Origin of the sequence: Streptomyces phaeoluteigriseus (assembly GCF_001896135.2) — a bacterium.
GTDB classification, from domain to species: Bacteria; Actinomycetota; Actinomycetes; order Streptomycetales; family Streptomycetaceae; genus Streptomyces; species Streptomyces phaeoluteigriseus.
On sequence record NZ_MPOH02000019.1, the window covers coordinates 263277 to 285606 of the forward strand.

The window sequence follows — 22330 nt, forward strand, 5'->3', positions numbered from 1 at the left end:
CTACGCGCGTAGCGCCCCTGCTTTAAATAGTGCCCGGACCTGATCGATCTTGATTGACCTCTCGGTCAGTCTCGATCCGTTCCGAGCATTCTGCCGCGCGAACGGGGCGCGGGGAGTCATCGTCCCCGCACCCCGTTCCGAGGCCGTAACGCTGTCATTACAGCGCCTCTTTGGCCATGCCTTCGACAGGTCTCGCCACGTCTCGGCAGGCCGACGCCACGGTCGTCAGGAGGTCTGCACCTTGATGGTGCCGTTCTTGATGCCTTCCTCGGCCTTCTTGACGGCGTCCTGCATCTCCTTGTTCCCGGCGAAGACCGGGTTGGAGTTCGACAGGCTCACGCCGCCGTTGGCGAGGTCGCCACGGACCACACCGGTGGCGGGCTTGCCGTCCTCGACCGACTTGGCCAGCGTGTAGACCGCGCCCTCGACGTTCTTCATCGCGGACGTGAGGATCGAGTCCTTGTACGTCTTCAGCGCGTCCTGCTTGTACTGGTCCGAGTCGACGCCGATCGCCCACACCTTGTTGGCGTTGGCGGCCTTGATGACGCCCTGGCCGGAGAGGCCGGCGGCGGCGTAGACCACGTCGGCACCGGCGTCGATCTGACCCTCGGCGGCGCTCTCACCCTTGTCCGGGCTGGAGAAGCCGCCCTCGGCGGCGGTCTCGGTCAGGTACTGCGACTTGACCGTGACCCCCTTCTTGGTGTCCGCGACGCCCTGCTTGTAGCCGGCCTCGAACTTGTGGATCAGGGGGACGTCCACACCGCCGACGAAGCCGACCACGTTGGACTTGGTCGCCTTGGCGGCGGCGACGCCCGCCAGGTAGGAGGCCTGCTCCTCGGAGAAGACGAGGTCGGCCACGTTGTCGGCCTTGGTCTGCTCGTCGTCGACGATGCCGAAGGTGGTCTTCGGGTACTTGGCCGCGGCCTCCTTCACGGCGGGCGCGTAGGCGAAGCCGACGCCGATGACCGGGTTGTAGCCCTGCTTGGCGAGGCTCTCCAGGCGCTGGACCTTGTCGGCGTCGGACTCGCCGTCCTGCGGCTCGACGGCGGTCGACTTGTAGCCGAACTCCTTGTCGGCCTTCTCCAGGCCGGCGGTGGCGGCGTCGTTGAAGGACTGGTCACCCTTGCCGCCGACGTCGTACGCGAGGGCGAGGCCCAGGTTCTTGTCGTCACCGGAGGAGGACGACGTGGAGGAGCTTCCGCAAGCGGAAACGCTGACTGCGAAGGCTGCGGTAGCAACACCAGCAACCGCGATACGGGACACCCGGCGCATGGAACGAGACTCCTTTGTGCAAGCGCCCATACCAGGCGCTGGTTCCGCCGCAGCGTAACGCGCGTAGACCAGACGGAAAAACCCTTCTGTCCGGTCCGTTATCGAGCTGTGGCCACAGTTTGCGCTCCAGCCTACGGACGTCGGAGCGCCGCTTGCGGGAGGCAGGGGCCGCTGGTCTGCGAGGACGCCCTCAATGGGCGTAGGCGGGGGTGGAACCGGGGCGGTGCCCCGCCCCCGCCGCCCCTTCCCGTCCCGAACCCGGGGGCCGCGCCCCCGGACCCCCGCTCCGGCCCGAACGGCCTCGTCCGCACGCCGACGGGCCGCGGGGCCGGCCCCCTCCGACGGGTGCGGACGCAGGCGCCCCGCCTCGCGCGCCCCCCGGGGTGGGGGACGGGCGGGCGGGGCCGGTGCCGGGAGTCGGTGTGCCGGGACTCTGTATGCGGGTGGGCGGGTTACTTCGTGTTGACGGTGATCTTGCCGTCGACGATGTCCTTCTTGGCCTTGTTCACGGCGTCGACGACGTCCGTCATGGCCTTGTACTTCGGGTTGGTGTCGGCGAAGCCGACGCCGTCGTTGGAGAGGCTGCCGCGGACCACGCCGGAGAGGGGCTTGCCCTCGTGGACGGACTTGGCCAGGTCGTAGACCGCGCCGCCGACGTTCTTCAGGGCCGAGCCGAGGATGTAGTCCTTGTACGCGGCCAGCGAGGTCTGGGCGTACTGGTCGGAGTCGACGCCGATGGCCCACACCTTCTTGCCCGCGGCCTCGGAGATCACGCCCTGGCCGGAGAGACCGGCCGCGTGGTAGATGACGTCCGCGCCGGCCTCGATCTGGCCGCTCGCCCCCGCCTTGCCCTTGTCGGGGCTGGAGAAGCCGCCCTCCTGGGGCGTCTCGGTGAGGTACTGCGACTCGATCTTGATGGCCGGGTCGACGGACTTGGCGCCCTGGATGTAGCCGGCCTCGAACTTGTGGATGAGCGGGATGTCCACGCCGCCGATGAAGCCGATGTGGCCCTTCTTCGACGCCTTCGCCGCGGCGACGCCGGCCAGGTAGGAGGCCTGCTCCTCGTGGAAGACCATGTCGGCGACGTTCTTCGCCACCACGGTCTCGTCGTCGATGATGCCGAACGTGGTGTCCGGGAACTTCGCGGCGACCTCCTTGACGGCCGGCGCGTAGATGTAGCCGACGCCGATCACCGGGTTGTAGCCCGACTGGGCGAGCTGGGTCAGCCGCTGGACCTTGTCCGCGTCCGACTCGCCGTCCTGCGGCTCGACGTCCCGGCCGCCGATGCCGAACTCCTTGTCGGCCTTCTCGAAACCGGCGTACGCGGCGTCGTTGAAGGACTGGTCGCCCTTGCCGCCGATGTCGTACGCCAGGCCGATGCCCTTGCCGGTGTACTTGCCGGACTCCTTCTCGCTGGGCTTGGAGCCGGTGCTGGACTCGCCGCAGCCGGCCGCCGCGAGAGCCACGACCGCGACGGACGCCGCTGCCTGGATGAACCTGGTCCTTCGAGATATGAGACGCACAGCAAGCACCCTTCATCCCCACGGCGCCGTCACCGGCCCGCATTCCCCAATGTGACGCCTCCGGCACGGCTCCCCAACAGGCCGTTCCGAGGGGCGATTTCGGCGCACAGTAACGCGCGTAGACGGGGAGGGGAACGGGGTTTCTCGTGGCCGTTATCGATTCGTGCCGCCCCCGGGTCGCAACCGGGTCCCACGGGTTACACCCCGGTGACACAAGTGGACGAAGGGGCGCCTTTCGGGCACCCCTTCGTCCGGCCGTCCCCGTGTCGGACCTCACCGGTGACGGCCTTCACCGGCTTCGGTCCCCCACCGGCTTCCCGTGTCTGCTCACGCCGTGCGGGTCGCCGCGTCCAGCAGTGCGGCGGCCGTGAACAGCTCCACTCCTACGGTGATGGCGTGTTCGTCGGCGTCGAAGTCGCCCTGGTGCAGATCCCGGACGGTGCGCTCACCCGGCGTACGGACACCGAGGCGGGCCATGGCTCCGGGGACGCGCTCCAGGTACCAGGAGAAGTCCTCGCCGCCGAGGCTCTGCTGGGTGCCCTCCACCGCCTCCTCGCCCCGCCGGGCGTGCATGGCGTCCCGGAGCAGGCCGGTGACGTCGGTGTCGTTGACGACCGGGGGGACGCCGCGGACGTAGTTGATCTCGGACTTGGCGCGGTGCAGGTTGGCGACCTCGTCGATCGCGGCGACCACGAGGTCGGGCGCCTGCCGCCAGGCGTCGATGTCGAGGCAGCGCACGGTGCCGGACAGTTCGGCGTGCTGCGGGATGACGTTCGGGGCGTGGCCGCAGTCGATCCGGCCCCAGGTCACCGCGAGGCCGGCCCGTGTGTCGACGCGGCGGCCGACCAGCGCGGGTACGTCGACGACGACCCGGGCGGCGGCGGTGACCAGGTCGGTGGTCAGGTGCGGGCGGGCGGTGTGGCCGCCGGGCCCGTCCAGGGAGATCTCCAGACGGTCGCAGGCGGAGGTGATGGCCCCCTCGCGCAGACCGATCAGACCGGCGTCCACGCGCGGGTCGCAGTGCACGGCGATGATCCGGCCGACGCCCTCCAGGGCGCCGTCCGCGATGGCGTCGGCGGCGCCGCCGGGCAGCACCTCCTCGGCGGGCTGGAAGATCAGCCGCACGGGGCGCGGGAGCCTGCCCTCGCGGTGCAGGTCGGCGAGGACCAGGCCGGCACCGAGGACGACGGCGGTGTGCACGTCGTGACCGCAGGCGTGGGCGCGGTCGGGGACGGTGGAGCGGTAGTCGCAGTCCGCCTTGGTGTCCGGGATGGGCAGGGCGTCGATGTCGGCGCGCATCGCGAGGACCGGGGTGCCGTCGGTCCAGTCGCCGATGTCGCAGATGAGCCCGGTGCCGCCGGCGAGTACGCGGGGCTTGAGGCCCGCCTGCTCCAGGCGCTCCTTGATCGCCGCCGTCGTACGGAACTCCTGGTTGCCCAGCTCGGGGTGCATGTGCATGTCGCGGCGGAAGGCGACGAGCTCGGCGCGCAGGGCCTCCGGCAAAGTGCCGGGGAGCACGGCTTCCCCTGAAGGATCGGCCTCGGACTCTCGGGACATCAGTTGCTTCACCCTTTGAAGGGTAGGACGCCGGGGTGGTCTGTTGACCCACGATCAACAAAACTTCAACCTGTTAGGGGAAGAAAAGTTGGCCGCGCGGCGCATGGCTGGCGTTCGGACTGGGTAAACTCGGCCGGTTTCGAGTCGAGTCGATCATGGCTTTCCGGCCACCCCTCAATCTTCCTCCTTCACGGTTACCACGGCTCACTCGATGCACGCCCGGCTGTCCACGGAGCGGAACGTGCGGACGGGTACCCGGCTCTTCGTGGGTTCGGCTGCCGGGGGGCCGGGCCCGCCACTAGAGTCCGGGCACGTGAGCGAACCGAACACCCGCTCGGCCCTGGCCGACGCCGATCCCGGCTTCGTCCGGGACACCCGTGCGGCGTACGACGCCATCGCCGAGGAGTACGCCCGTGAGTTCCCCGACGGGCTCGGGGAGCGGGTCCTGGACCGGGCGCTGCTCTCCGGGTTCGCGGAGCTGGTGCGGGCCAGAGGCGAGGAGCCGGTGGCGGACGTGGGCAGCGGGCCCGGCAACGTCACCGCGCTGCTGCACCGGCTCGGGGTGCCCGTCTTCGGCGTCGACGTCTCGCCCCGCATGGTGGCCCTGGCCCGCCGGGCGCATCCGGAGCTGCGTTTCCACATCGGGTCGATGGACGCCCTGGACCTGCCCGACCGCACGCTGGGCGGGCTGCTCGCCCTGTTCTCGGTGATCCACGTGCCGGACACGCACCTGTCGGCGGTGCTCGCGGAGTTCCGGCGGGTCCTCGTTCCCGGCGGGTACCTGCTGCTCTGCTTCCAGACCGGGAACGGCGAGCGGCAGCGCCTCACGGAGCGGTTCGGCCGGCGGATCGTCCTCGACTACTACTGGCGCACCCCGGAGTCGGTCGCCGCCCGCCTCACCGAGGCCGGCCTCGACGTCCAGGCCCGCGTGGCCCTGGAGCCCGAGGGCGGCGCGACCCGACCCCGGGCATTCCTGTTGGCGCGAAGGCCGGGGTAGTCACCGGCGGTGGCAGCCGACCGGCGGGGCGGCGGCGGGCAGTCACCGGCCGGGGGCAGCGGGCCGGGGCAGTCACCGACGGCGGCAGCGGGCGGGGCAGTCACCGACGGGAGCGAACGGCGGGAGCGGCGGGCCGGACCGGCCTCCGGCGCAGGCGGCGGCCGGGGCAATAACCGGCAGGGGCAATAACCGGCAGGGGCGGCGGGCCGTGGCAGTCACCGGCGGGAGCGGCGGGCTGGACCGGCTTCCGGCAAAGGCTGCGGGCCGGGCCGATCCCAGGCGGGGCGGTCGGTCAGGCTGATCCACGACGAGGGCCGCGGGCGCCGGACTTGCCCCGGCGGGGAGCTTCGGTCAAGGCCGGTGCGGCCGGCCGCGGGCCCGACTGCTGCCGGCGCGCGGCCGGGATGTACGCCGCCGGCCCGGCAGGTCAGGTCAGGTCAGGTCAGGTCAGGTCAGGTCAGGTCAGGTCAGGTCAGGCTGTGGTGATCGTGGCCAGGTGGTCCACTCCGCGGGCTGTTCCTGTGACGCCGGAGAGGAAGCCCTGGGCTCGGGGGGAGGCGTGCCGGGTGAGCCAGGCCGGGTCGATGTCGCAGACCGCGACGCGGACCTCCGTGCCGGCGAGGGCCAGCGGGAGGGTGTGGACGACCGTGGAGGGGAAGCTGAGGACCGTTCTGCCGATGGGGCCTCTGCGGGCGATGAGTTCGAGGGGAAGGTCGGGGCGGACGACCTCCAGGCCCGTCTCCACGGCGAGTCGGTGCAGCTTCTCGGCGCTCTCGCGGCGGTGGGCGAAGTAGCGGGCGGCGCCGTGGGTCCTGGCGAGGACGCCGACGGCGTGCAGATAGCGGTCGCCGTCGACGACGCCGGTCTCGACGAGGGACGTACCGACCATGTCGGCGCCCTTCGTCACGCGGGGCGGGCCGAAGCGCTCGCGGGTCCAGGCGAACGTGTTGGAGGTGACGGAGACGCCGTCCGGGGCGTCCTCCATCGGCATGGAGGAGAAGACCTCCACGCGGCGGGCCGGGCCGGGGGTGAGGCGGCGCCGGGCCGCGGCGGACACCGGGGCGAACAGCAGGTCGCGGGGGCCGGGGCGGCCGCCCTTGCGGTGCCAGCGCACCAGGCGTTCGCCGCGGGCGAGCTGGCCGACGAACTCCATCGTGGCCGTGCCGTCGTCGACGACGACCAGGTCGTCGGCGTGGGTGATGGTCAGCAGGAGCTGGACGTAACGGGAGAAGGGGTCGCCCATGACGATCCGGTCGCCAGGCGCAGCTCGCGCGCCAGGCCGCCGATGGTGCGGAAGGGGGCCGCGGGGCCGCCGCGGGCCTCCTCCCAGCGGACCTCGTGGCCGTCGTGGCGGGCCAGTTCGGCCATGCGGCGCAGTTGGCCACGGGTCATCGGGTCGGTCGGGGACAGGACGACGAGGGTGAACCCCGCGCCGGGCCCCTCCTGGGGGCGGGGCCCCTGGGAGTGGGCCCACTCCAGGACGTTCAGGAGCTGTACCGGGCTCTCGACGAACGCGAGGGTGTGGGGGGTGGTGCCGGGTTTCCCGGCGCGAGGGCTCATCGTCGTACGACCGTCCCGTAGGGCACTGGTAGCGGCAGTCGGAGAGGTTCCGGGGTCAGACGCCGACGGGCTCGCCGGCCGCCGCGGCGATCTCCGCCTCGGCGACGACGCCCGAGACGCGGCGCAGCTTCTTCATCGGGCCCAGCTCCGACTCGTAGACCTTCTTGACGCCGTCGCCGAGGGAGGCCTCGATGGTGCGGATGTCGCGGACGAGGCGGGTGAGGCCCTGCGGCTCCACGGAGGCGGCCTGGTCGGAGCCCCACATGGCGCGGTCGAGGGTGATGTGGCGCTCGACGAAGGTGGCGCCGAGGGCGACCGCGGCGAGCGTGGTCTGCAGGCCCGTCTCGTGGCCGGAGTAGCCGATCGGGACGTTGGGGAACTCGGCCTGGAGGGTGTTGATGACGCGGAGGTTCAGCTCCTCGGCCTTCGCCGGGTACGTCGAAGTGGCGTGGCAGAGCAGAATGTTGTCGCTGCCCAGGACCTCGACGGCGTGGCGGATCTGCTTCGGGGTGGACATGCCGGTGGAGAGGATGACCGTGCGGCCGGTCGAGCGCAGGGCGCGGAGCAGCTCGTCGTCGGTGAGGGACGCGGAGGCCACCTTGTGGGCGGGGACGTCGAACTTCTCCAGGAAGGCGACGGCCTCGGTGTCCCACGGGGAGGCGAACCAGGCGATCCCCTTCTCCTTGCAGTACTCGTCGATCTGGCGGTACTCGTCCTCGCCGAACTCCACGCGGTGGCGGTAGTCGATGTAGGTCATCCGGCCCCAGGGGGTGTCGCGCTCGATGTCCCACTGGTCGCGCGGGGTGCAGATCTCCGGGGTGCGCTTCTGGAACTTCACGGCGTCGCAGCCGGCCTCGGCGGCCGCGTCGATGAGCTTGAAGGCGTTGTCCAGCTCACCGTTGTGGTTGATGCCGATCTCGCCGCAGATGTAGACGGGGTGGCCGGGGCCGGCCGTACGCGAACCGAACTGGCGGAGGCGGGAGTTGGTGCTCATGAAAGGGGTTCCTTACTGGGTGAGGGGGTCGAGAGAGTCGAGAGAGGGTCCGAGGATCCAGCCGGCGATCTCCCGGATCGCGCCGTCGCCGCCGGGGAGGGTGGTGACCGCGCGTGCGGCGCCGCGTACGACGTCGTGGGCGCTCGCGACCGCCACGGGCCAGCCCACGAGGGCGAAGCACGGGAGGTCGTTGACGTCGTTGCCGACGTAGAGCACGCGCTCCGGCGCGATGCCCTGCTCCTCGCACCACTGCTTGAGTGCGAGGTCCTTGCGGTCGATGCCGTGCAGGACCGGGAGCCTGAGCTTCCGGGCGCGGGCGGCGACCACGGGGTTCTGTTCCGTGGACAGGATCAGCAGCTTCAGTCCGCTCCTGCGCAGGGCGGCGATGCCGAGGCCGTCGCCGCGGTGCACGGAGACGAACTCCCGTCCGTCGGAGTCGATCAGCACCCGGTCGTCGGTCTGGGTGCCGTCGAAGTCGAGGACCACCGCGTCGATGTCGGCGGCGGTCGGGAGCGAGCCGGGCCGGGCCGCGTCGAAGAGCGGGGCGAGGGCGCGGGCTCGGGCCAGGTCGTGCGGGTCGTCGATCTCCAGCACGCGGGCGGGGTCGGTGCGCACGAGGTCGGTGCGGCCGAAGAAGCGGTGGCCGTGCTCGCGGAAGCCGGCCGCGTCCATTGCGTAGGCGGCGCCGGTCTCCAGGAGGTCCTGGGGGCGGTCCTGACGGCGCGGGCGGTACGACTTGTCGTGGTTGACGCCGAAGCCGCCGCCGGTGCTGTCGGTGCTGTCGGTGCTGTCGGTGCTGCCGGCCGTGCCGTCACGCCAGACGAAGCCGTGGAAGGGAGCGACGGTGACGGCCGTGTCGGCGCCGTTCTCGACGACCGCGGCGGCGACGCCGTCGATGTCCTCGCGGACGATGAACGGGCTGGTGCACTGCACCAGGAGCACCGCGTCGACGGCCGCGCCGTGCAGGGCCTCGTGGGTGTCCATGGCGTGCAGGACGGCGGCCTCGGAGGTGGCGGTGTCACCGGCGATGGCGGCCGGGCGCAGCACGACCTCGGCGCCGGCCTCGCGGGCGGCCACGGCGATGGCCTGGTCGTCGGTGGACACCACGACGTCGGTGACCAGGCGGGTGGCCAGGCACTCCCGCACCGCCCGTGCCACCAGGGGCACGCCACCGACGGACGCGAGGTTCTTCGCGGGGACGCCCTTGGAGCCACCGCGCGCGGGGATCACGGCGAGGACGCGACGCACGCCCGCCTGGAGGTCGGACATGGGCTGGACTCCTTGGGAGGACACCGGAGAAGGAGCGGGTGCGGACGTCGGGGACCTCACAGGTCCCCCATCCGGCGGATGACCGGGGCGACCCGCTGGACGCCGTGGCGGTAGGCGCCGCGGGCGGCGCGGCGGACGATCTGGCGGACCGGGCCGGGTTCCCCGTCCGAGGCCGGGGCGCCGGGCAGCGGGCTGCCGTCGGGGCCGAGGTGGTGACGGGCGAGGATGCCGGGGAGGTAGCCGGGCGCGGTGGCGGGTGTGTAGTACGGGGTGAGCGGGGGCAGGCCGCCGGGGCGGTCGAGCAACCGGGCGATGCGGTCGCGCGCGGTGTCGAAGGCCCGTTCGTACGCCCCTCCCCCGGCGGCGACGCCCTGCCTGGCCACCCAGTCCTCGTCGGGGGTGGGCCGGTGCCCGGCGTCGAGCTGGTCCCAGGAGGCGAGGCAGCCGGAGCCGACGAAGTGGTGGTTGCCGAGCGCCTCGCGCACCCCGAGGTCGGTGAGGACCACGGTGGGGATGCCGCGGTGCAGGGACTCGAGGGCGGCGGTGGAGCTGACCGTGACCATGAGGTCGGTGCGGTCGAGAACCTCGCCCATGTTGCCGTACACCAGGCGGAAGTTGTCGGGCGGATCGAGTCGCTGCGCCAGCTTCTGGTACGGCAACTCCTCGATGTGGGTGGTGTGTTCACCCGGCTTGGAGCGCAGCTTGAGCAGCACCTCGCGCTCGGGGTGCAACCGGGCGTGCCGCACGAGCCGTTCGAGCAGGTAGGTGCGGTCCTTGCGGTTCTCCGGCACGGAGGGCTGGGCCGCGAAGACGACGGTGTACGGGTCGTGCTCGCCGGTGTAGGGGGCGCCGCCGAGGAAGGGCAGGGCCACCTCGGTCACCGAGGAGGCGTCGGCGCCGACACCCTCGTACACCGCGCGGAAACGCTCGGCGTCCTGGCGGGAGTTGGCGAGGACGAGGTCGGCGCCGTGCCGCAGCAGCAGACCGTCGGCGAGCTTCTCGTAGACGACACCGACGTAGCCGGTGACGACGACGGGCCGCTCGCCGCCGTCCTCCCAGATCCGCTTGAGGCCGTGCAGGACGGCCTGGACGCCGCCGCCCACCAGCGCGAGCACGAGGACGTCGTACTTCTCGCTCGCCATGGCACGCAGGAACTCGACGGCCGTCACCTCGCGCAGCGAGTCGGCGCGCACGCCGACTTCGGCGAGTTGACGGGGCGTGGGGGTGGCTCGGCCGCGCAGGAGGTAGCCGTCGAGGACGGGGGCGACTTGCGCGTCGCCCCGCGGTCCGGCTTCCATGGACGGGCCCGGCTGCCCGCCCGGAGCGATCCGGCCCGCGGTCAACGCACCCCATTTCCAGCGGGTGTCGGAGTCCGCGAGTACGGCGATCCGCGAGGGCTCAGAAGTACGTGGTGGCACGTTGAAGACGCTAGGAAGCAAAACCCAGGCTTTGCCCAACCGCGACTCAACGGAAAGTTAACAGCGCGCCACCGGTTTCCGAACCGGCTCGTCGACTCCGGGGAAATACGCGTGATGCACCAATCCGACACATCGAGTTCATCGCCCGTACCCTTACCGGAAATTTTCACCGCCGGGCGCACTCCTAGGATTTCCGCGTGCCCAAGCTTTCCGTGATCGTGCCGTTCTACAACGTCCAGCAATACGCCCCGGACACCCTCAGAAGCCTTCGTCTGAACGCCCGCCCGGACTTCGAGTTCGTGCTGGTGGACGACCGCTCGAAGGACGAGACGCCCGCCATTCTCGAACGGGCTGCCGAAGAACTCTCGAAGGTCGCCCAGGTGCGTCTGATCCGTCATGAGGAGAACGGAGGGCTCGCCACCGCACGCAATACCGGACTGGATGCCGCGCAGGGCGAGTACCTGACGTTCCTGGACGGCGACGACTGGCTCGCGCGCGGATATCTGACCGAACTGGTCACCGCGATCGAGGAGCTGGGCTGCGACTTCGTGCGCGTCGACCATGTGCAGGCGACCGCGCGCGCCCGCACGCTGGTCCGGCATCCGCACGGGCTGCGCGGTCAGGTGCTGAACCCGCGCGACACGATCCTGCCCGCGGACCGCTCGACGTCGGTGGACTACCCCTACGCCTGGGCCGGCGCCTACCACCGCCGTCTCGTCGACCGCGGGCTGCTGCACTTCACCCACGGGCTGCGGACCGCCGAGGACCGGCCGTGGATCTGGAAGCTGCACCGGGAGGCGGAGTCGTTCGCCGTGCTGAACCTGCTCGGCGTGTTCTACCGGCGCGGGGTCGCCTCCTCCCTCACCCAGATCGGCGACGCCCGCCAACTGGACTTCATCCGGGCGTTCGACCAGGTCATCGATGAGACCGCGCGGGACCGCGAGGCCGACCGGCTGCTCCCCAAGGCGGTGCGCACCTACTGCGCGATCATCGCCCACCACCTCGGCGAGATCGAGAAGTTCGAGCCGTCGGTGGCCCGGCAGCTGCGCGCCATGAGCGCGGCGGCCATCAAGCGCATGCCGCAGGAACTGCTCGCCGAGGTCCTGGACACGATGGACCTGGAGCGCTCGTCGACACTGCGCCGGCTGCGCCGCAGGATCACCTCTTCGAAGACCGGCACCCCGAAGGCGGCCGCCTGATGCCTCGCACGACTCAGATCCTCTGCGCCTCCACGCTGTACGGCGCCGCCACCCTGGCCGCCGCGCTGGACGCCGGCTGCTTCCCGGCGGCGGACCGCCGGCTGCTGCTGGTGTGCAACAACACGACGACGCCGGAGACCACCCCGGCCGTCGACGAGATGCCGGGCTTCGCCCCGCTGCGGGACCGCTTCGACGCGGTGCTGTCCTGGAACGAGGCCATCAGTCCCTTCCACCCGGGCGCCTGGGCACCGCGCCCCGACGACGCCCCGCTCCTGGAGCGGTATCTGCGGATGCTGTGGGGGCTGGGCGAGGACCGGGTCGAGATCGTCGTGGAGTCGATCCAGGTCAACCCGGCGCAGGCGATCGCGCAGGTGTTCCCCGGAGCGCCCGTCGAGGTCTACGCCGACGGCCTGATGAGCTACGGGCCGACCCGCAACAAGCTCGACCCGCTGATCGGCACCCGGGTACGCCGGCTGCTCCACCTGGACCTGGTGCCGGGACTGGTGCCGCTGTTGCTCACCGAGTTCGGGGTGCCCGCGCGGACCGTGCCGGCGAGTGGCTTCCTGAAGGTCCTCGGGGAGATCGGCGAGGCCGTGGAGGGGCTGCCCGCGCTGCCCGACGACTCCGCGCTGCTGCTGGGCCAGTACCTGTCCGCCCTCGACATCCTCACCGTGGAGGAGGAGGAGGACCTGCATGTGCGGATGATGCGGGGGGCGGTCGCCCGCGGCCACCGGTCCGTGGTGTTCAAGCCGCACCCGACCGCGCCGGCCCGCTACAGCAGGACCCTGGAGGCGGAGGCCGCGAAGCTGGGCGTCGACCTCACGGTGCTGGACACGCCGGTCCTCGCCGAGGTGCTGTTCGCCAGGGCGCGGCCCGCGCTGGTGGTGGGCTGCTTCTCCACCGCCCTGTTCACCGCGTCGGCGTTCTACGACCTGCCGGTCGCCCGGATCGGCACCGAGCGGCTGATGGACCGGCTCACCCCGTACCAGAACAGCAACCGGGTGCCGGCCCTGCTGGCGGACGCGCTGCTGCCGGACCTGGAGGAGGGCGAGGGCGAGACGCGCGTCCCGGAGGAGTCGCTGACCGATCTGGTCAGGACGGTGGGCTATGTGATGCAGGCCCAGATCCACCCGAGCCTACGGCCGGTCGCCGAGGAATATCTGCGCACCCGTCTCGGGCCGCGCACCAAGCGGTACTTCAAGCGCCGCCGGCTCACCGCGCTGGGCCTGCCGGGCGGTATCCCGGAGCGGTTGTCGTTCATTCCGCGCAACTCCACCGCACGCCGGGTGGTGCGTCGGGCGAGAGCGATGCGCAAGGCGGTGAAGCGGGCGTAGACGGCCGGTTCCACGGGTCCCACGCGCCCTGCGCATTCACGCGGAGCGGCGGGCAGATGCGGGTGCGGGCCGCGGGAACTCCCGTGCACGCGGACGTATCCTGACGCTCATTCACTGTTCACCGGGAGTTCGATCCGGATGACAGGTATGGGGAAACCCGTTCGTATTTCATTCACACGGTGCGCATCGCTGTGTTTGTCGAGAACCGCAATGGCGTCGGCCTCGCCTCGGAGATCATGCGAGCCGAGGGAGCCGACGCCCACTCGTTCCACCTCCTCGTCGCCGACCGGGACGCGATCAACGCCGGACGGCTCGAACAGGAGGCCGCGGCCCGGTGCGAGGGCCTCGTGGCCCGCAACCTGTTCCCCGTGGACGAGGGGCTGGACAACGCGGAGTTCCTGGAGGAACTCGGTCACCGAATACGCGCCTTCGCCGAAGAGGAGCGCATCGACCGGCTGCTGTTCTTCGACGACCAGTCGCAGCGCGGCCGCCGGGTGGCCGGCACGCTGGGCCGTACGCTGCCGTTGATCCTCGTCCAGGACTGTCACCTGGACTTCCGCTACAAGAAGACCGGCACCGGACGGCGCGACCAGAGCTGGTACTACGGCTCCTCGTCCCCGGCCGCCATCTGCGTCTGGGGCCCGTCGACCGCGCACCACCTGCTGTTCCGCTCCGCCGACGCCGACCCGACCGTCCACATCACCGGCGCCCTCGGCCACAGCGACGACCCGGCCCTGCTGCGGGCGGCCCGCACCACCGTTCACCGGCCCGCCAGGAAGCCCGACCAGCCGCTGCGCATGGCGGTGCTCGCCCAGCCGCTGACCCGCCACAGCCGACTGTCCCGCCAGGACCACCGCGAGCAGCTCGCCGAACTGCGTGCGGCGCTCGCCGAGTTCGGCGAGGTCGACACCGACCCGGACCCCTCCACGCTCGACGGCTACGACCTCGCGGTCACCTTCTACTCCACGGCCTATCTCCAGACCCTGCGGGCGGACACCCCGCTGATCCTGTTCAGCCCGCCCCCGCTGAACATCGTCTTCCCCACGATCAACCACCCCCTGTTGCGCAATGTGGGCACCCTCGGCGAACTCGTCGACGTGGTGGCCGACCTCAGGCGCTCGGCCGAGTTCGCGGCCAACGACCACGGTGAGCCCCTGGAGCACTTCATCGCCTTCCGGGACGACGTCGCCGGGCGCGTGCTGCGCGTCGTCGAGGAGGCCGCCGTACCCGTCGAACCGCCGGCCCCGCGCTGGTCGCCGCGGGACGACGGCGGAGGGGCCGGGCTGTCCCGGGCCGAACGGGCGCTGCGCGCCGTGCGCGGGCGGGTGGCACGGCCACGCTCGCTGGCCGTGCTGGGACTGGGCTTCGACTACGTCACCGGAGTGGCGATCCCCGTCCTCACCTACACGCAGGCGCTGCTCGCGCAGAGCCGGTCGACGTGCGCTACTTCGACCTCGGGGCCTACGGCCGCCACGAGGACGTCCTGACGGACCTGGCGGACGCCGAGGTCGTCCTGATCAACAGCCTGGCCCCGTTCTGGCGTTCGCCGCTGGCGGGCGAGCTGGTGCCGGCGTTGCGGGAGCGGGGCAGGTCCGTGGTGGTGTACGCCCACGAGACCGAGTACGTCATGAACTTCGAGGGCTCGCGCAACGCTCCGCGGCACCAGGAGATGGTCGGCCTGCTGCCCGGACTGAAGGTGCTGTGCGTGTCGAACGCCCAGGCGGACATGTTCCGGGGGCTGGGGGTGAGCGACCCGGTCGTGGTCTACAACACGGTTCCCCGCGACGCCCACCGCGCGCGTGCGAGGCGTACCCCCGGTGCGCGTCCGCGCGTCGTGATGGTCGGTTCGATGCAGGACCGCAAGGGCCTCGACCTGTTCTCGCGGGTCGCCGAACTGGCGTACGGGCAGGGGCTGCCGTGGCGGTTCGCGTGGATCGGCCAGAAGACCTGGCGTATCGGGTCCACCACCCTGCTGTCGGACCGCGTCGAGTGGATGGGGGCGCTCTCGCGCGAGCGCGTGCGGGAGGAGCTGGCCGCCTCGGACGTCTTCTTCCTGTCCAGCGTCGACGACCCGATGCCGCTGTCGGTGGTCGAGGCCGTGCAGCAGCGGCTGCGCACGGTCACCTACCACCGGGTGGGTTCCCGGGAGGTCCTGGACGGCGTGTCCGGCTACCGCTCCTTCCCCGAGTACACCCCGGAGGCGGCGCTCGACGCGCTGCGCCGGGTGCTGGACGACGAGGTCTCGGAGACCGAGTACGGCGACGTCGAGGAACTCTTCGACGTCCCCGCCTTCACCGCGCGGATGACGACGGCACTGGGCCTGCCGGGCCCCGGTGATCCCGTACGGCCTCCGGCCGGTGACGGTGTGCCGGAGACCGACGGCAGGGCGGGCGCGGACCCGGTGGAGCCGCGGTTCCCGACCGTCCCGGTCCCGTCGCGGAAAGGCACCCACCTCATCGAGGACTTCACCCGGCACCTCACCGCGGGCCGCCACGACGACGCCCTGCGGGTCGGCGAGGAGATCCTGTGCCGGCGCAGTCGGTGGACGTCCTCGTGGGCATGGCGGAGATCAGGGCGGGGCGCGGCGAGGCCGAAGAGGCGTGCCGGCTGCTGTCCGCCGCGGCGATCGCGGGCGGCGACCGGGCCAGGGTCTGGACGGAGATCGGGCGGATCGCGGACCTGCTCGGCGCGCGGGGGCGGTCCGTCCGGCAACTGGCGCGGAGGGAGTCGGTCCGCCTCCGGATCGGCAACCAGGCGGCCCGGTTGCTGAAGCGGAACTGACGTCGCGGTGAACACGCGGCGACGGATGGACAAAGGCCATCGTGTCGAACAAAAGACCTCCTGATCAGGCTCTAGGATCCCGGTTGACGACTCTCCGGTGATCCGATCGTCTCCGGTCAGGAGCGTGCACGAAAGAACCCACGGGGCACTGCGAGGGATACCAGCGTGACCGAAACGGTCGTGAGCACATCGAAGCCTCAGCCCGCCGCGGCTGTGTCCGCACAGGAGCCCGGCGTTCCGCTCCCGCCCGCGCCGTCACCCGGCCGCCGGGTGGTCGGCAGGCTCCGGGCGCTCGACGGACTGCGGCTGGTCGCCGCGCTGATGGTGGCGGTGTACCACTACGCCGGCCGCGGCGGCTATGTCACCGAGGCGTGGGGCACCACGCCGAAGCACCAGTTCCCCACGCTGCACGCGTTCGCCGCCTACGGCTGCCTCGGGGTCCAGGTCTTCTTCGTGATCAGCGGGTTCGTGATCTGCATGAGCGGCTGGGGCCGGCCGCTCAAGTCGTTCTTCGCCTCCCGCGCCTCCCGGCTGATGCCCGCCTACTGGGTGGCCGTCGTACTGGTGACGGCGGTGTTCGCCCTGCCCTCGGTCGTCTACGAGGCCGTGTCGCCGAGCGACGCCCTGCTGAACCTGACCCTGCTGCAGCAGCCGCTGGGCGCGGACCGGGTGCTCGGCGTGTGCTGGACGCTGTGGGTGGAGATCCGCTTCTACGCCCTCTTCGCGCTGTGCGTCGTCCTGCCGGGGGCGAACCGCCGCCGGGTCATCATGTTCTGCGCGGGCTGGACGCTGGCCGCGGCCATCGCGCAGGCCGCCCGTCAGCCGCTGCTGGACCTGGTCCTGATGCCGGAGTACGCACCGTTCTTCATCGGCGGCATCGGCCTCTACCTCGTCCACCGCGACCGGCGGGACGCCTACGCCTGGGGCATCGTGCTCGTCAGCTTCCTGATCGGCCAGCACTACGCGGTCGGCGAGCTGTGGAACGCCTCCGACCCGAACGCCTTCGCCCACCGCACCACCACCGGCATCGTCGGCGTCGTCGCCTTCGGCTTCGTGGCCGTGGCCGCGATCGCGCTGGGCTGGCTGAACCGGGCGAACTGGCGCTGGCTGACGGTGGCCGGGGCGCTGACGTACCCCTTCTACCTGGTCCACGAGCACCTGGGCTGGGTGGTCATCCGGGTCCTGCACCGCACCCTGGAAGTGCCGGCGTCGGTGACCTTCGCGCTGACCATCGCCTCGATGCTGCTGCTGGCCTGGCTGATGAACCGTTTCGTCGAGAAGCCGATGACCCCGTGGCTGCGGGGCGTGCTGTCCAGGAAGCTCTGAGAGAACAGGCCGGCGCCCGGGCAGCCGGACCCACCGGCTGCCCGGACCGCTTCGGCGCTGCTCAGAACGCGTCGCTGGGCACGTAGGTGCCCCAGACCTCACGCAGGGCGTTGCAGACCTCGCCGACCGTCGCGCGGGCCCTGAGGGCGTCCTTCATCGGGTAGAGGACGTTGTCCTCGCCCTCGGCGGCCTTCTTCAGCTCGGCGAGGGCCGCGTCCACCGTGGCCTGGTCGCGCTCGGCGCGCAGCTTCGCGAGGCGGTCCGCCTGCTGGGCCTCGATCGCGGGGTCCACGCGGAGCGGCTCGTACGGCTCCTCCGCGTCGAGCTGGTAGCGGTTCACTCCGACCACGACCCGCTCACCGGAGTCGGTCTCCTGGGCGATGCGGTACGCGCTGCGCTCGATCTCGCCCTTCTGGAAACCGTGCTCGATGGCGGACACCGCGCCGCCGAGGTCCTCGACCTTCGTCATCAGCTCCAGCGTGGCGGCCTCGACGTCGTCGGTCATCTTCTCTATGACGTACGACCCTGCGAAGGGGTCGACCGTCGCCGTCACGTCCGTCTCGTAGGCGAGGACCTGCTGCGTGCGCAGCGCCAGCCGGGCCGACTTGTCGGTGGGGAGCGCGATCGCCTCGTCGAAGGAGTTGGTGTGCAGGGACTGGGTGCCGCCGAGGACGGCCGCCAGACCCTGGACGGCGACCCGGACAAGGTTCACCTCGGGCTGCTGCGCGGTCAGCTGCACGCCCGCGGTCTGCGTGTGGAACCGCAGCATCAGCGACTTGGGGTTCTTCGCACCGAACTCGTCCCGCATCACGCGCGCCCAGATCCGGCGCGCGGCACGGAACTTGGCGACCTCCTCCAGGATCGTCGTACGGGCGACGAAGAAGAAGGACAGGCGGGGTGCGAAGTCGTCGACGTCCATGCCGGCCGCGACGGCCGTGCGCACGTACTCGATGCCGTCGGCGAGGGTGAACGCGATCTCCTGAGCGGGCGAGGCACCCGCCTCCGCCATGTGGTAGCCGGAGATCGAGATCGTGTTCCACTTCGGGATCTCGGCCTTGCAGTACTTGAAGATGTCGGCGATCAGGCGCAGCGACGGCTTCGGCGGGAAGATGTACGTCCCCCGCGCGATGTACTCCTTCAGTACGTCGTTCTGGATCGTGCCCGTCAGCTTGTCGGCGGGGACGCCCTGCTCCTCCGCGACGAGTTGGTACAGGAGCAGCAGCAGGGCGGCGGGCGCGTTGATCGTCATCGACGTGGACACCTTGTCCAGCGGGATCCCGCCGAACAGCACCCGCATGTCGTCGATGGAGTCGATGGCGACGCCGACCTTGCCGACCTCGCCGGAGGAGATCGGCGCGTCGGAGTCGTGGCCCATCTGGGTCGGCAGGTCGAAGGCGACCGACAGACCCATCGTGCCGTTGGCGATGAGCTGCTTGTAGCGGGCGTTGGACTCGGTCGCCGTGCCGAAACCGGCGTACTGGCGCATCGTCCACGGCCGGCCGGTGTACATCGACGGGTACACGCCCCGCGTGTAGGGATAGGCGCCCGGCTCGCCCAGCTTCTCCGCCGGATCCCAGCCCTGAAGGACGTCCGGTCCGTAGACCGGTTCGATGGGCAGTCCGGACTCCGACTCGCGCGCCATGGTGTGTTGCCTCCCGCTGAACGTTACTCGCCAGTTACCAGCTGGTACGGTCCGACCCTTCGACGGACTGTAGCGGTGTGCCTGCACCCCGTGGAGGGGAGCACGCTGGGACCTTGCTCACAGACTTGTTGCGGTCCCCGTCACCACCATGCCGGGCCGTTCGCGTGGCGTCATCCGCGGGGAACATCCGGGGTGAGACAGTGCGCCGGTGAGACGACGGGGGTCACGCGTGCGTATGACGGGCATGAGAAGCGCGACGGCCGGGCGGAGATCGCTCCCCGGTCGAAGATCGCAGGCCGTGCGGGCAACGCTCGCCGTGCTGACCGGCGCGGCGGCGCTCGCCGCGGTGTGCGGCTGCACCGCGGGGACGGCCGGCGCGGACGGCGGCGCGGCGCGCCCGCCCGTGCGCGTCGACGTCAGCCCCACGGCCCCCGGCGGGCCCGGCGACGGCAAGGCGGCGAGTACGGCGCCCGCGCGTCCGGCGGGCGACGGCCCCCCGAGCCCGAAGGCCTCCGCCACCACCCCCCGCTCCCCCGCCCCGCGTCCTGTGGTCGCCCGGCGACTCCGGGCGCGACGTCCGCGAACTCCAGGCCCGGCTGCGGCAGGTGGCCTGGCTGTTCGAGGGGCCCAGCGGGAGCTACGACGCCCGCACGGAGGAGGCCGTGAAGGGGTTCCAGGGCAAGCGCGGGCTGCCCAGGACCGGGCGGACGGACACCGTCACCTGGCAGCGGCTGCTCGGCATGACGCGCGAGCCGGGGCAGTGGGAGCTGTACCTGATGGGCGGTCAGCCCGCCGCCGAACCCGACGCCCGCTGTCTGACCGGGCGGGTGCTGTGCGTCGACAAGACGAGCCGCACCCTGCGCTGGATGATCGACGGGCGGACCCTGACCACGGTGTCGGTCCGGTTCGGCTCGCAGTACACCCCCACCCGCGAGGGGGTGTTCCGCGTCTACTGGAAGTCACGCCATCACGTGTCCACGCTCTACGACTCGCCGATGCCGTACGCGATGTTCTTCAGCGGTGGGCAGGCGGTGCACTACTCCTCGGACTTCGCGGCCCGGGGATACGCCGGGGCCTCGCACGGCTGCGTCAACGTACGCGACGAGGCGGCGATCGCGGAGCTGTTCGCGCGGGTGAGGAACGGCGACAAGGTCGTCGTCTCGTGGTGAGAGGTATGGGGCGCGGGCGGGACCGGGGGAACGTGTCCCGCCCGCGCCAGGTGCACGAGCCGTAGGTACGGGGGGAACCCCGGCTCCGTGCGAGGGCCGATGACCAGTCGGCTCACTCCTTACTGCGCGGGAGCCGCCGAAAACGTCACACCTTGCGGCAGGAAGTTTCTACGGACCGAGAAACCGCAGGTCACGGCCCAGGGTCAGTGGGCGTTGGTGCCCTTGCCGCCGTTACCGCCGTTACCGCCGTTGCCTCCGTTGCCTCCGTTGCCTCCACCGGAGGACTTCCCGCTCTCGGCGCCCTTGTCGTCCTTGCCGCCCGGCTTACCCGGCGCCTTCGCGCCCTTGTCGGCCTTGTCGCTCTTGTCAGCCTTGTCGCTCTTGTCGGTTCCCTGGTCTTTGCCGTCCTGGCCGGTCGTGCCACTGGTCTGCCCGCCCGACCGGCCCGTGCTCCTGCCGTCGTTCGACTCGTCGCCCTTGCCGCCCTGACCCTTGCCGCCCCCCGACCCGCCGGAGCCCTCGCCGCCCCGGTCGTCGAGAAGGCCCGCGCAGTACGCCGGTACCCGCGCGGAGCCGCCCGCCGCGCGTTCCAGGGTGCGGCGGCGCTCGGCGTCCAGCGTCCGGCCCGCGCCCTTCTCGCGGCAGGCCGCGGTCAGGTCGTCGACGGTGCCCGGCGCGCCGGATCCGGGGTGGCCCCGCACGCCGTCGGGGTGGCCCGCGGCGGGGGCGAGACGAGCGGGCGGTCCGGTCCGGGGGTCGCGGCGGCCGACACGGACGCCGCCGGGCCCGGTTCGGCGTCGTCGAACGGCGTGGGCAGGACCCCCGTACCGGCCGCGACGGCCACCCCGCCGACCATGCCGACGGTCAGGGCGGCGGCCACCCCCAGCCGGGCGGGGCGGCTCCAGCGGGGTCGACGGCGACGGTTCGACGGGGTACGGCCGCCGATGCGGACCACACCGGCGTCGTCGGCGGGCGGCATCGGCCCGGACGAGAAGGCCGGCCCGGACGGGAACGCCGGCCCGGACGGGAACGCCGACTCGGAGGCGAAGTCCGGCCGCGCGTCCGCCGCGCGGTCCGCGTGGACCTTGCGGAACGCGGCGAGGGCCGCCGCCTCGCCGGGGAGTTCCTCGTCGTCCGGGACGGGTGCGGCGGCCGACATCGCGGCGAGCGCGCCCAGGGTCCTCGCCAGCCGGTCCGCCTCGGCGCGGTGTGCGGGCGCGACAGCGTTGTCCGCCGTCTCCCCGTTCAGCAGGCGCTCCGCCGTCTCGCGGTTCAGCCAGCGGCCGTCGGAGCGGCCCGCGGCGCCGGTGGGGGGCTCCCCGTCCCCGGGGAGGACACTGCGGTCGTCGGCCATCACATGTCCTTCTGCGTCGGCGCGCACGCGTGCGTCACACCGCCGGACGACACCGCGCGCCCCCTCGGGCGCCGTTGCGCCGGCAGCGCGTCGAGCACGCCCGCCATGTCCGGGTCCTCGCCGAGCAGCTCGGCGAGTTTCCTCAACCCTCGGTGCGCGGCCGTACGTACGGCGCCGGGTCGTTTGCCGAGCGTCTCGGCGGCGGTCTTGGCGTCGAGCCCCACCACCACGCGCAGGACGACGGCCTCGGCCTGGTCCTGCGGCAGGCGGGCGATCAGGCCGAGGGTACGGCCGGTGGCGAGCGCTTCCATGGCCTCGCCCGCGGTGTCGGACTCGGCGGCCCGGCCGGTCAGTTCCGTCTCGTCGCCGACGGCCACGGGACGGCGCCCGCGCATCCGGATGTGGTCCAGCGCGCGGTTGCGGGCGATCCGGGCGGCCCAGCCGCGGAAGCGGTCGGCGTCCCCGCTGAACCGCTCGAGGTCGCGCGCTATCTGGAGCCAGGACTCGGAGGTCACGTCCTCGGCGTCGAGGTCACCGACCAGGGTGCGGACGTACCCGAGGAGCCGCGGGTGCACCGAGCGGTACACAGCACGGAAAGCGGTCTCGTCCCCGTTCTGTGCCGCGAGCACCGCGGCTGTCAGCTCCGCGTCGTCCCCCACGTGGTGGTTCCTCGGTCGATGGTGCGGTTCGCCGACCGAAGATGGTCGGGGCCGCTCATGGTCGCGGGCGCAGCCGGTCACGCTGCTCCAGCCCTTCGCCGTCCGGCGCGAAAGGCACGTTACGACCTGAAACCACGCGTCGTCCATGTCCGAACAAGCTGCAACCGACTCGTGACGCGTGTGCGCGGGCACCGGGTGTGACAGAAACCGCACTCATGGCGCTGTAGGAAATACGGGTCGCCGCGCGGCCCGTGCCGCGCGACGGCCGGGGCCTCT

At 71.7% G+C, this 22330-nt stretch carries 16 protein-coding genes and 2 pseudogenes; 7 read left to right on the forward strand and 11 right to left on the reverse strand.

Going from position 1 to position 22330, the window contains the following annotated elements:
• Window positions 1-225: 225 nt before the first annotated feature.
• The 3 genes from BM536_RS30795 to BM536_RS30805 all read right to left on the reverse strand — a co-directional run bounded on the left by BM536_RS30795 (window position 226) and on the right by BM536_RS30805 (window position 4352).
• A complete protein-coding gene (locus BM536_RS30795) occupies window positions 226-1272 on the reverse strand; it encodes a BMP family lipoprotein (protein WP_073498595.1) in 1047 nt (348 codons plus the stop codon).
• Between the two features lie 452 nt (window positions 1273-1724).
• Window positions 1725-2786: a BMP family lipoprotein gene (locus BM536_RS30800; RefSeq protein WP_158086569.1), complete on the reverse strand. Its 1062-nt coding sequence runs from the start codon at window positions 2784-2786 to the stop codon at window positions 1725-1727.
• A 336-nt stretch (window positions 2787-3122) separates the two neighbouring features.
• Window positions 3123-4352, reverse strand: a complete 1230-nt coding sequence (locus tag BM536_RS30805) for an amidohydrolase (RefSeq protein ID WP_094103763.1) — start codon at window positions 4350-4352, stop codon at window positions 3123-3125.
• Window positions 4353-4665: 313 nt separating this feature from the next.
• Between BM536_RS30805 and BM536_RS30810 the strand changes: the two genes are divergently transcribed.
• A complete protein-coding gene (locus tag BM536_RS30810; RefSeq protein ID WP_245873882.1) occupies window positions 4666-5349 on the forward strand; it encodes a class I SAM-dependent DNA methyltransferase in 684 nt (227 codons plus the stop codon).
• A 472-nt stretch (window positions 5350-5821) separates the two neighbouring features.
• On the opposite strand, the pseudogene BM536_RS30815 reads toward BM536_RS30810, so the two are convergent.
• From BM536_RS30815 to BM536_RS30830, 4 genes and pseudogenes are all read right to left on the reverse strand, one after another.
• Window positions 5822-6909 (reverse strand): annotated as a pseudogene (locus BM536_RS30815) (hypothetical protein).
• A 55-nt stretch (window positions 6910-6964) separates the two neighbouring features.
• Window positions 6965-7903 carry an N-acetylneuraminate synthase family protein gene (locus tag BM536_RS30820; RefSeq protein WP_073498228.1) on the reverse strand — a complete coding sequence of 313 codons (939 nt, stop codon included), beginning with the start codon at window positions 7901-7903 and terminating at the stop codon, window positions 6965-6967.
• Between the two features lie 12 nt (window positions 7904-7915).
• Window positions 7916-9172 carry an N-acylneuraminate cytidylyltransferase gene (locus BM536_RS30825; protein WP_073498230.1) on the reverse strand — a complete coding sequence of 419 codons (1257 nt, stop codon included), beginning with the start codon at window positions 9170-9172 and terminating at the stop codon, window positions 7916-7918.
• 56 nt (window positions 9173-9228) lie between these two features.
• Window positions 9229-10590, reverse strand: a complete 1362-nt coding sequence (locus BM536_RS30830; protein ID WP_094103765.1) for a DUF6716 putative glycosyltransferase — start codon at window positions 10588-10590, stop codon at window positions 9229-9231.
• Between the two features lie 197 nt (window positions 10591-10787).
• On the opposite strand from BM536_RS30830, the gene BM536_RS30835 reads away from it, so the two are divergent.
• From BM536_RS30835 to BM536_RS30855, 5 genes are all read left to right on the forward strand, one after another.
• Window positions 10788-11789 (forward strand): glycosyltransferase family 2 protein, encoded by a 1002-nt coding sequence (locus tag BM536_RS30835; RefSeq protein ID WP_073498233.1) that lies wholly within the window; start codon window positions 10788-10790, stop codon window positions 11787-11789.
• Window positions 11789-13123, forward strand: a complete 1335-nt coding sequence (locus BM536_RS30840; protein ID WP_073498235.1) for a polysialyltransferase family glycosyltransferase — start codon at window positions 11789-11791, stop codon at window positions 13121-13123. The genes BM536_RS30835 and BM536_RS30840 overlap by 1 nt, the downstream gene beginning before the upstream one ends.
• Window positions 13124-13302: 179 nt before the next feature.
• On the forward strand, window positions 13303-14610 hold the full coding sequence (locus BM536_RS30845) for a hypothetical protein (protein WP_094103766.1): 1308 nt from the start codon (window positions 13303-13305) through the stop codon (window positions 14608-14610).
• Window positions 14562-15893, forward strand: a complete 1332-nt coding sequence (locus tag BM536_RS30850; protein WP_073498239.1) for a glycosyltransferase family 4 protein — start codon at window positions 14562-14564, stop codon at window positions 15891-15893. Before BM536_RS30845 ends, BM536_RS30850 begins: the two co-directional genes overlap by 49 nt.
• 176 nt (window positions 15894-16069) lie before the next feature.
• A complete protein-coding gene (locus BM536_RS30855) occupies window positions 16070-17230 on the forward strand; it encodes an acyltransferase family protein (protein WP_073498241.1) in 1161 nt (386 codons plus the stop codon).
• 61 nt (window positions 17231-17291) lie between these two features.
• Here the strand turns inward: BM536_RS30855 and BM536_RS30860 are convergent, their stop codons facing one another.
• Window positions 17292-18872 (reverse strand): acyl-CoA mutase large subunit family protein, encoded by a 1581-nt coding sequence (locus BM536_RS30860; protein WP_073498242.1) that lies wholly within the window; start codon window positions 18870-18872, stop codon window positions 17292-17294.
• 244 nt (window positions 18873-19116) lie between these two features.
• Between BM536_RS30860 and BM536_RS30865 the strand changes: the two are divergent.
• A pseudogene (locus BM536_RS30865) lies at window positions 19117-20041 on the forward strand (L,D-transpeptidase family protein).
• A gap of 203 nt (window positions 20042-20244) precedes the next feature.
• Here BM536_RS30865 and BM536_RS30870 read toward each other — a convergent pair.
• The 3 genes from BM536_RS30870 to BM536_RS30880 are packed head-to-tail and all read right to left on the reverse strand — an operon-like array spanning window position 20245 to window position 22054.
• Entirely contained in the window at window positions 20245-20742 is a 498-nt protein-coding gene (locus BM536_RS30870) for a hypothetical protein (RefSeq protein WP_094103768.1), read from the reverse strand.
• On the reverse strand, window positions 20694-21395 hold the full coding sequence (locus BM536_RS30875; RefSeq protein WP_094103769.1) for a hypothetical protein: 702 nt from the start codon (window positions 21393-21395) through the stop codon (window positions 20694-20696). Before BM536_RS30875 ends, BM536_RS30870 begins: the two co-directional genes overlap by 49 nt.
• Window positions 21395-22054, reverse strand: coding sequence for an RNA polymerase sigma factor (locus tag BM536_RS30880; RefSeq protein ID WP_073495401.1), 660 nt, complete (start codon window positions 22052-22054; stop codon window positions 21395-21397). The genes BM536_RS30875 and BM536_RS30880 overlap by 1 nt, the downstream gene beginning before the upstream one ends.
• Between the last annotated feature and the right edge of the window lie 276 nt (window positions 22055-22330).

Coding starts and splice junctions, on each gene's coding strand:
- BM536_RS30795 (WP_073498595.1), bottom strand. CDS start 1,272: ATGCGCCGGGTGTCCCGTATCGCGGTTGCTGGTGTTGCTACCGCAGCC.
- BM536_RS30805 (WP_094103763.1), bottom strand. CDS start 4,352: ATGTCCCGAGAGTCCGAGGCCGATCCTTCAGGGGAAGCCGTGCTCCCC.
- BM536_RS30820 (WP_073498228.1), bottom strand. CDS start 7,903: ATGAGCACCAACTCCCGCCTCCGCCAGTTCGGTTCGCGTACGGCCGGC.
- BM536_RS30825 (WP_073498230.1), bottom strand. CDS start 9,172: ATGTCCGACCTCCAGGCGGGCGTGCGTCGCGTCCTCGCCGTGATCCCC.
- BM536_RS30840 (WP_073498235.1), top strand. CDS start 11,789: ATGCCTCGCACGACTCAGATCCTCTGCGCCTCCACGCTGTACGGCGCC.
- BM536_RS30860 (WP_073498242.1), bottom strand. CDS start 18,872: ATGGCGCGCGAGTCGGAGTCCGGACTGCCCATCGAACCGGTCTACGGA.
- BM536_RS30875 (WP_094103769.1), bottom strand. CDS start 21,395: ATGGCCGACGACCGCAGTGTCCTCCCCGGGGACGGGGAGCCCCCCACC.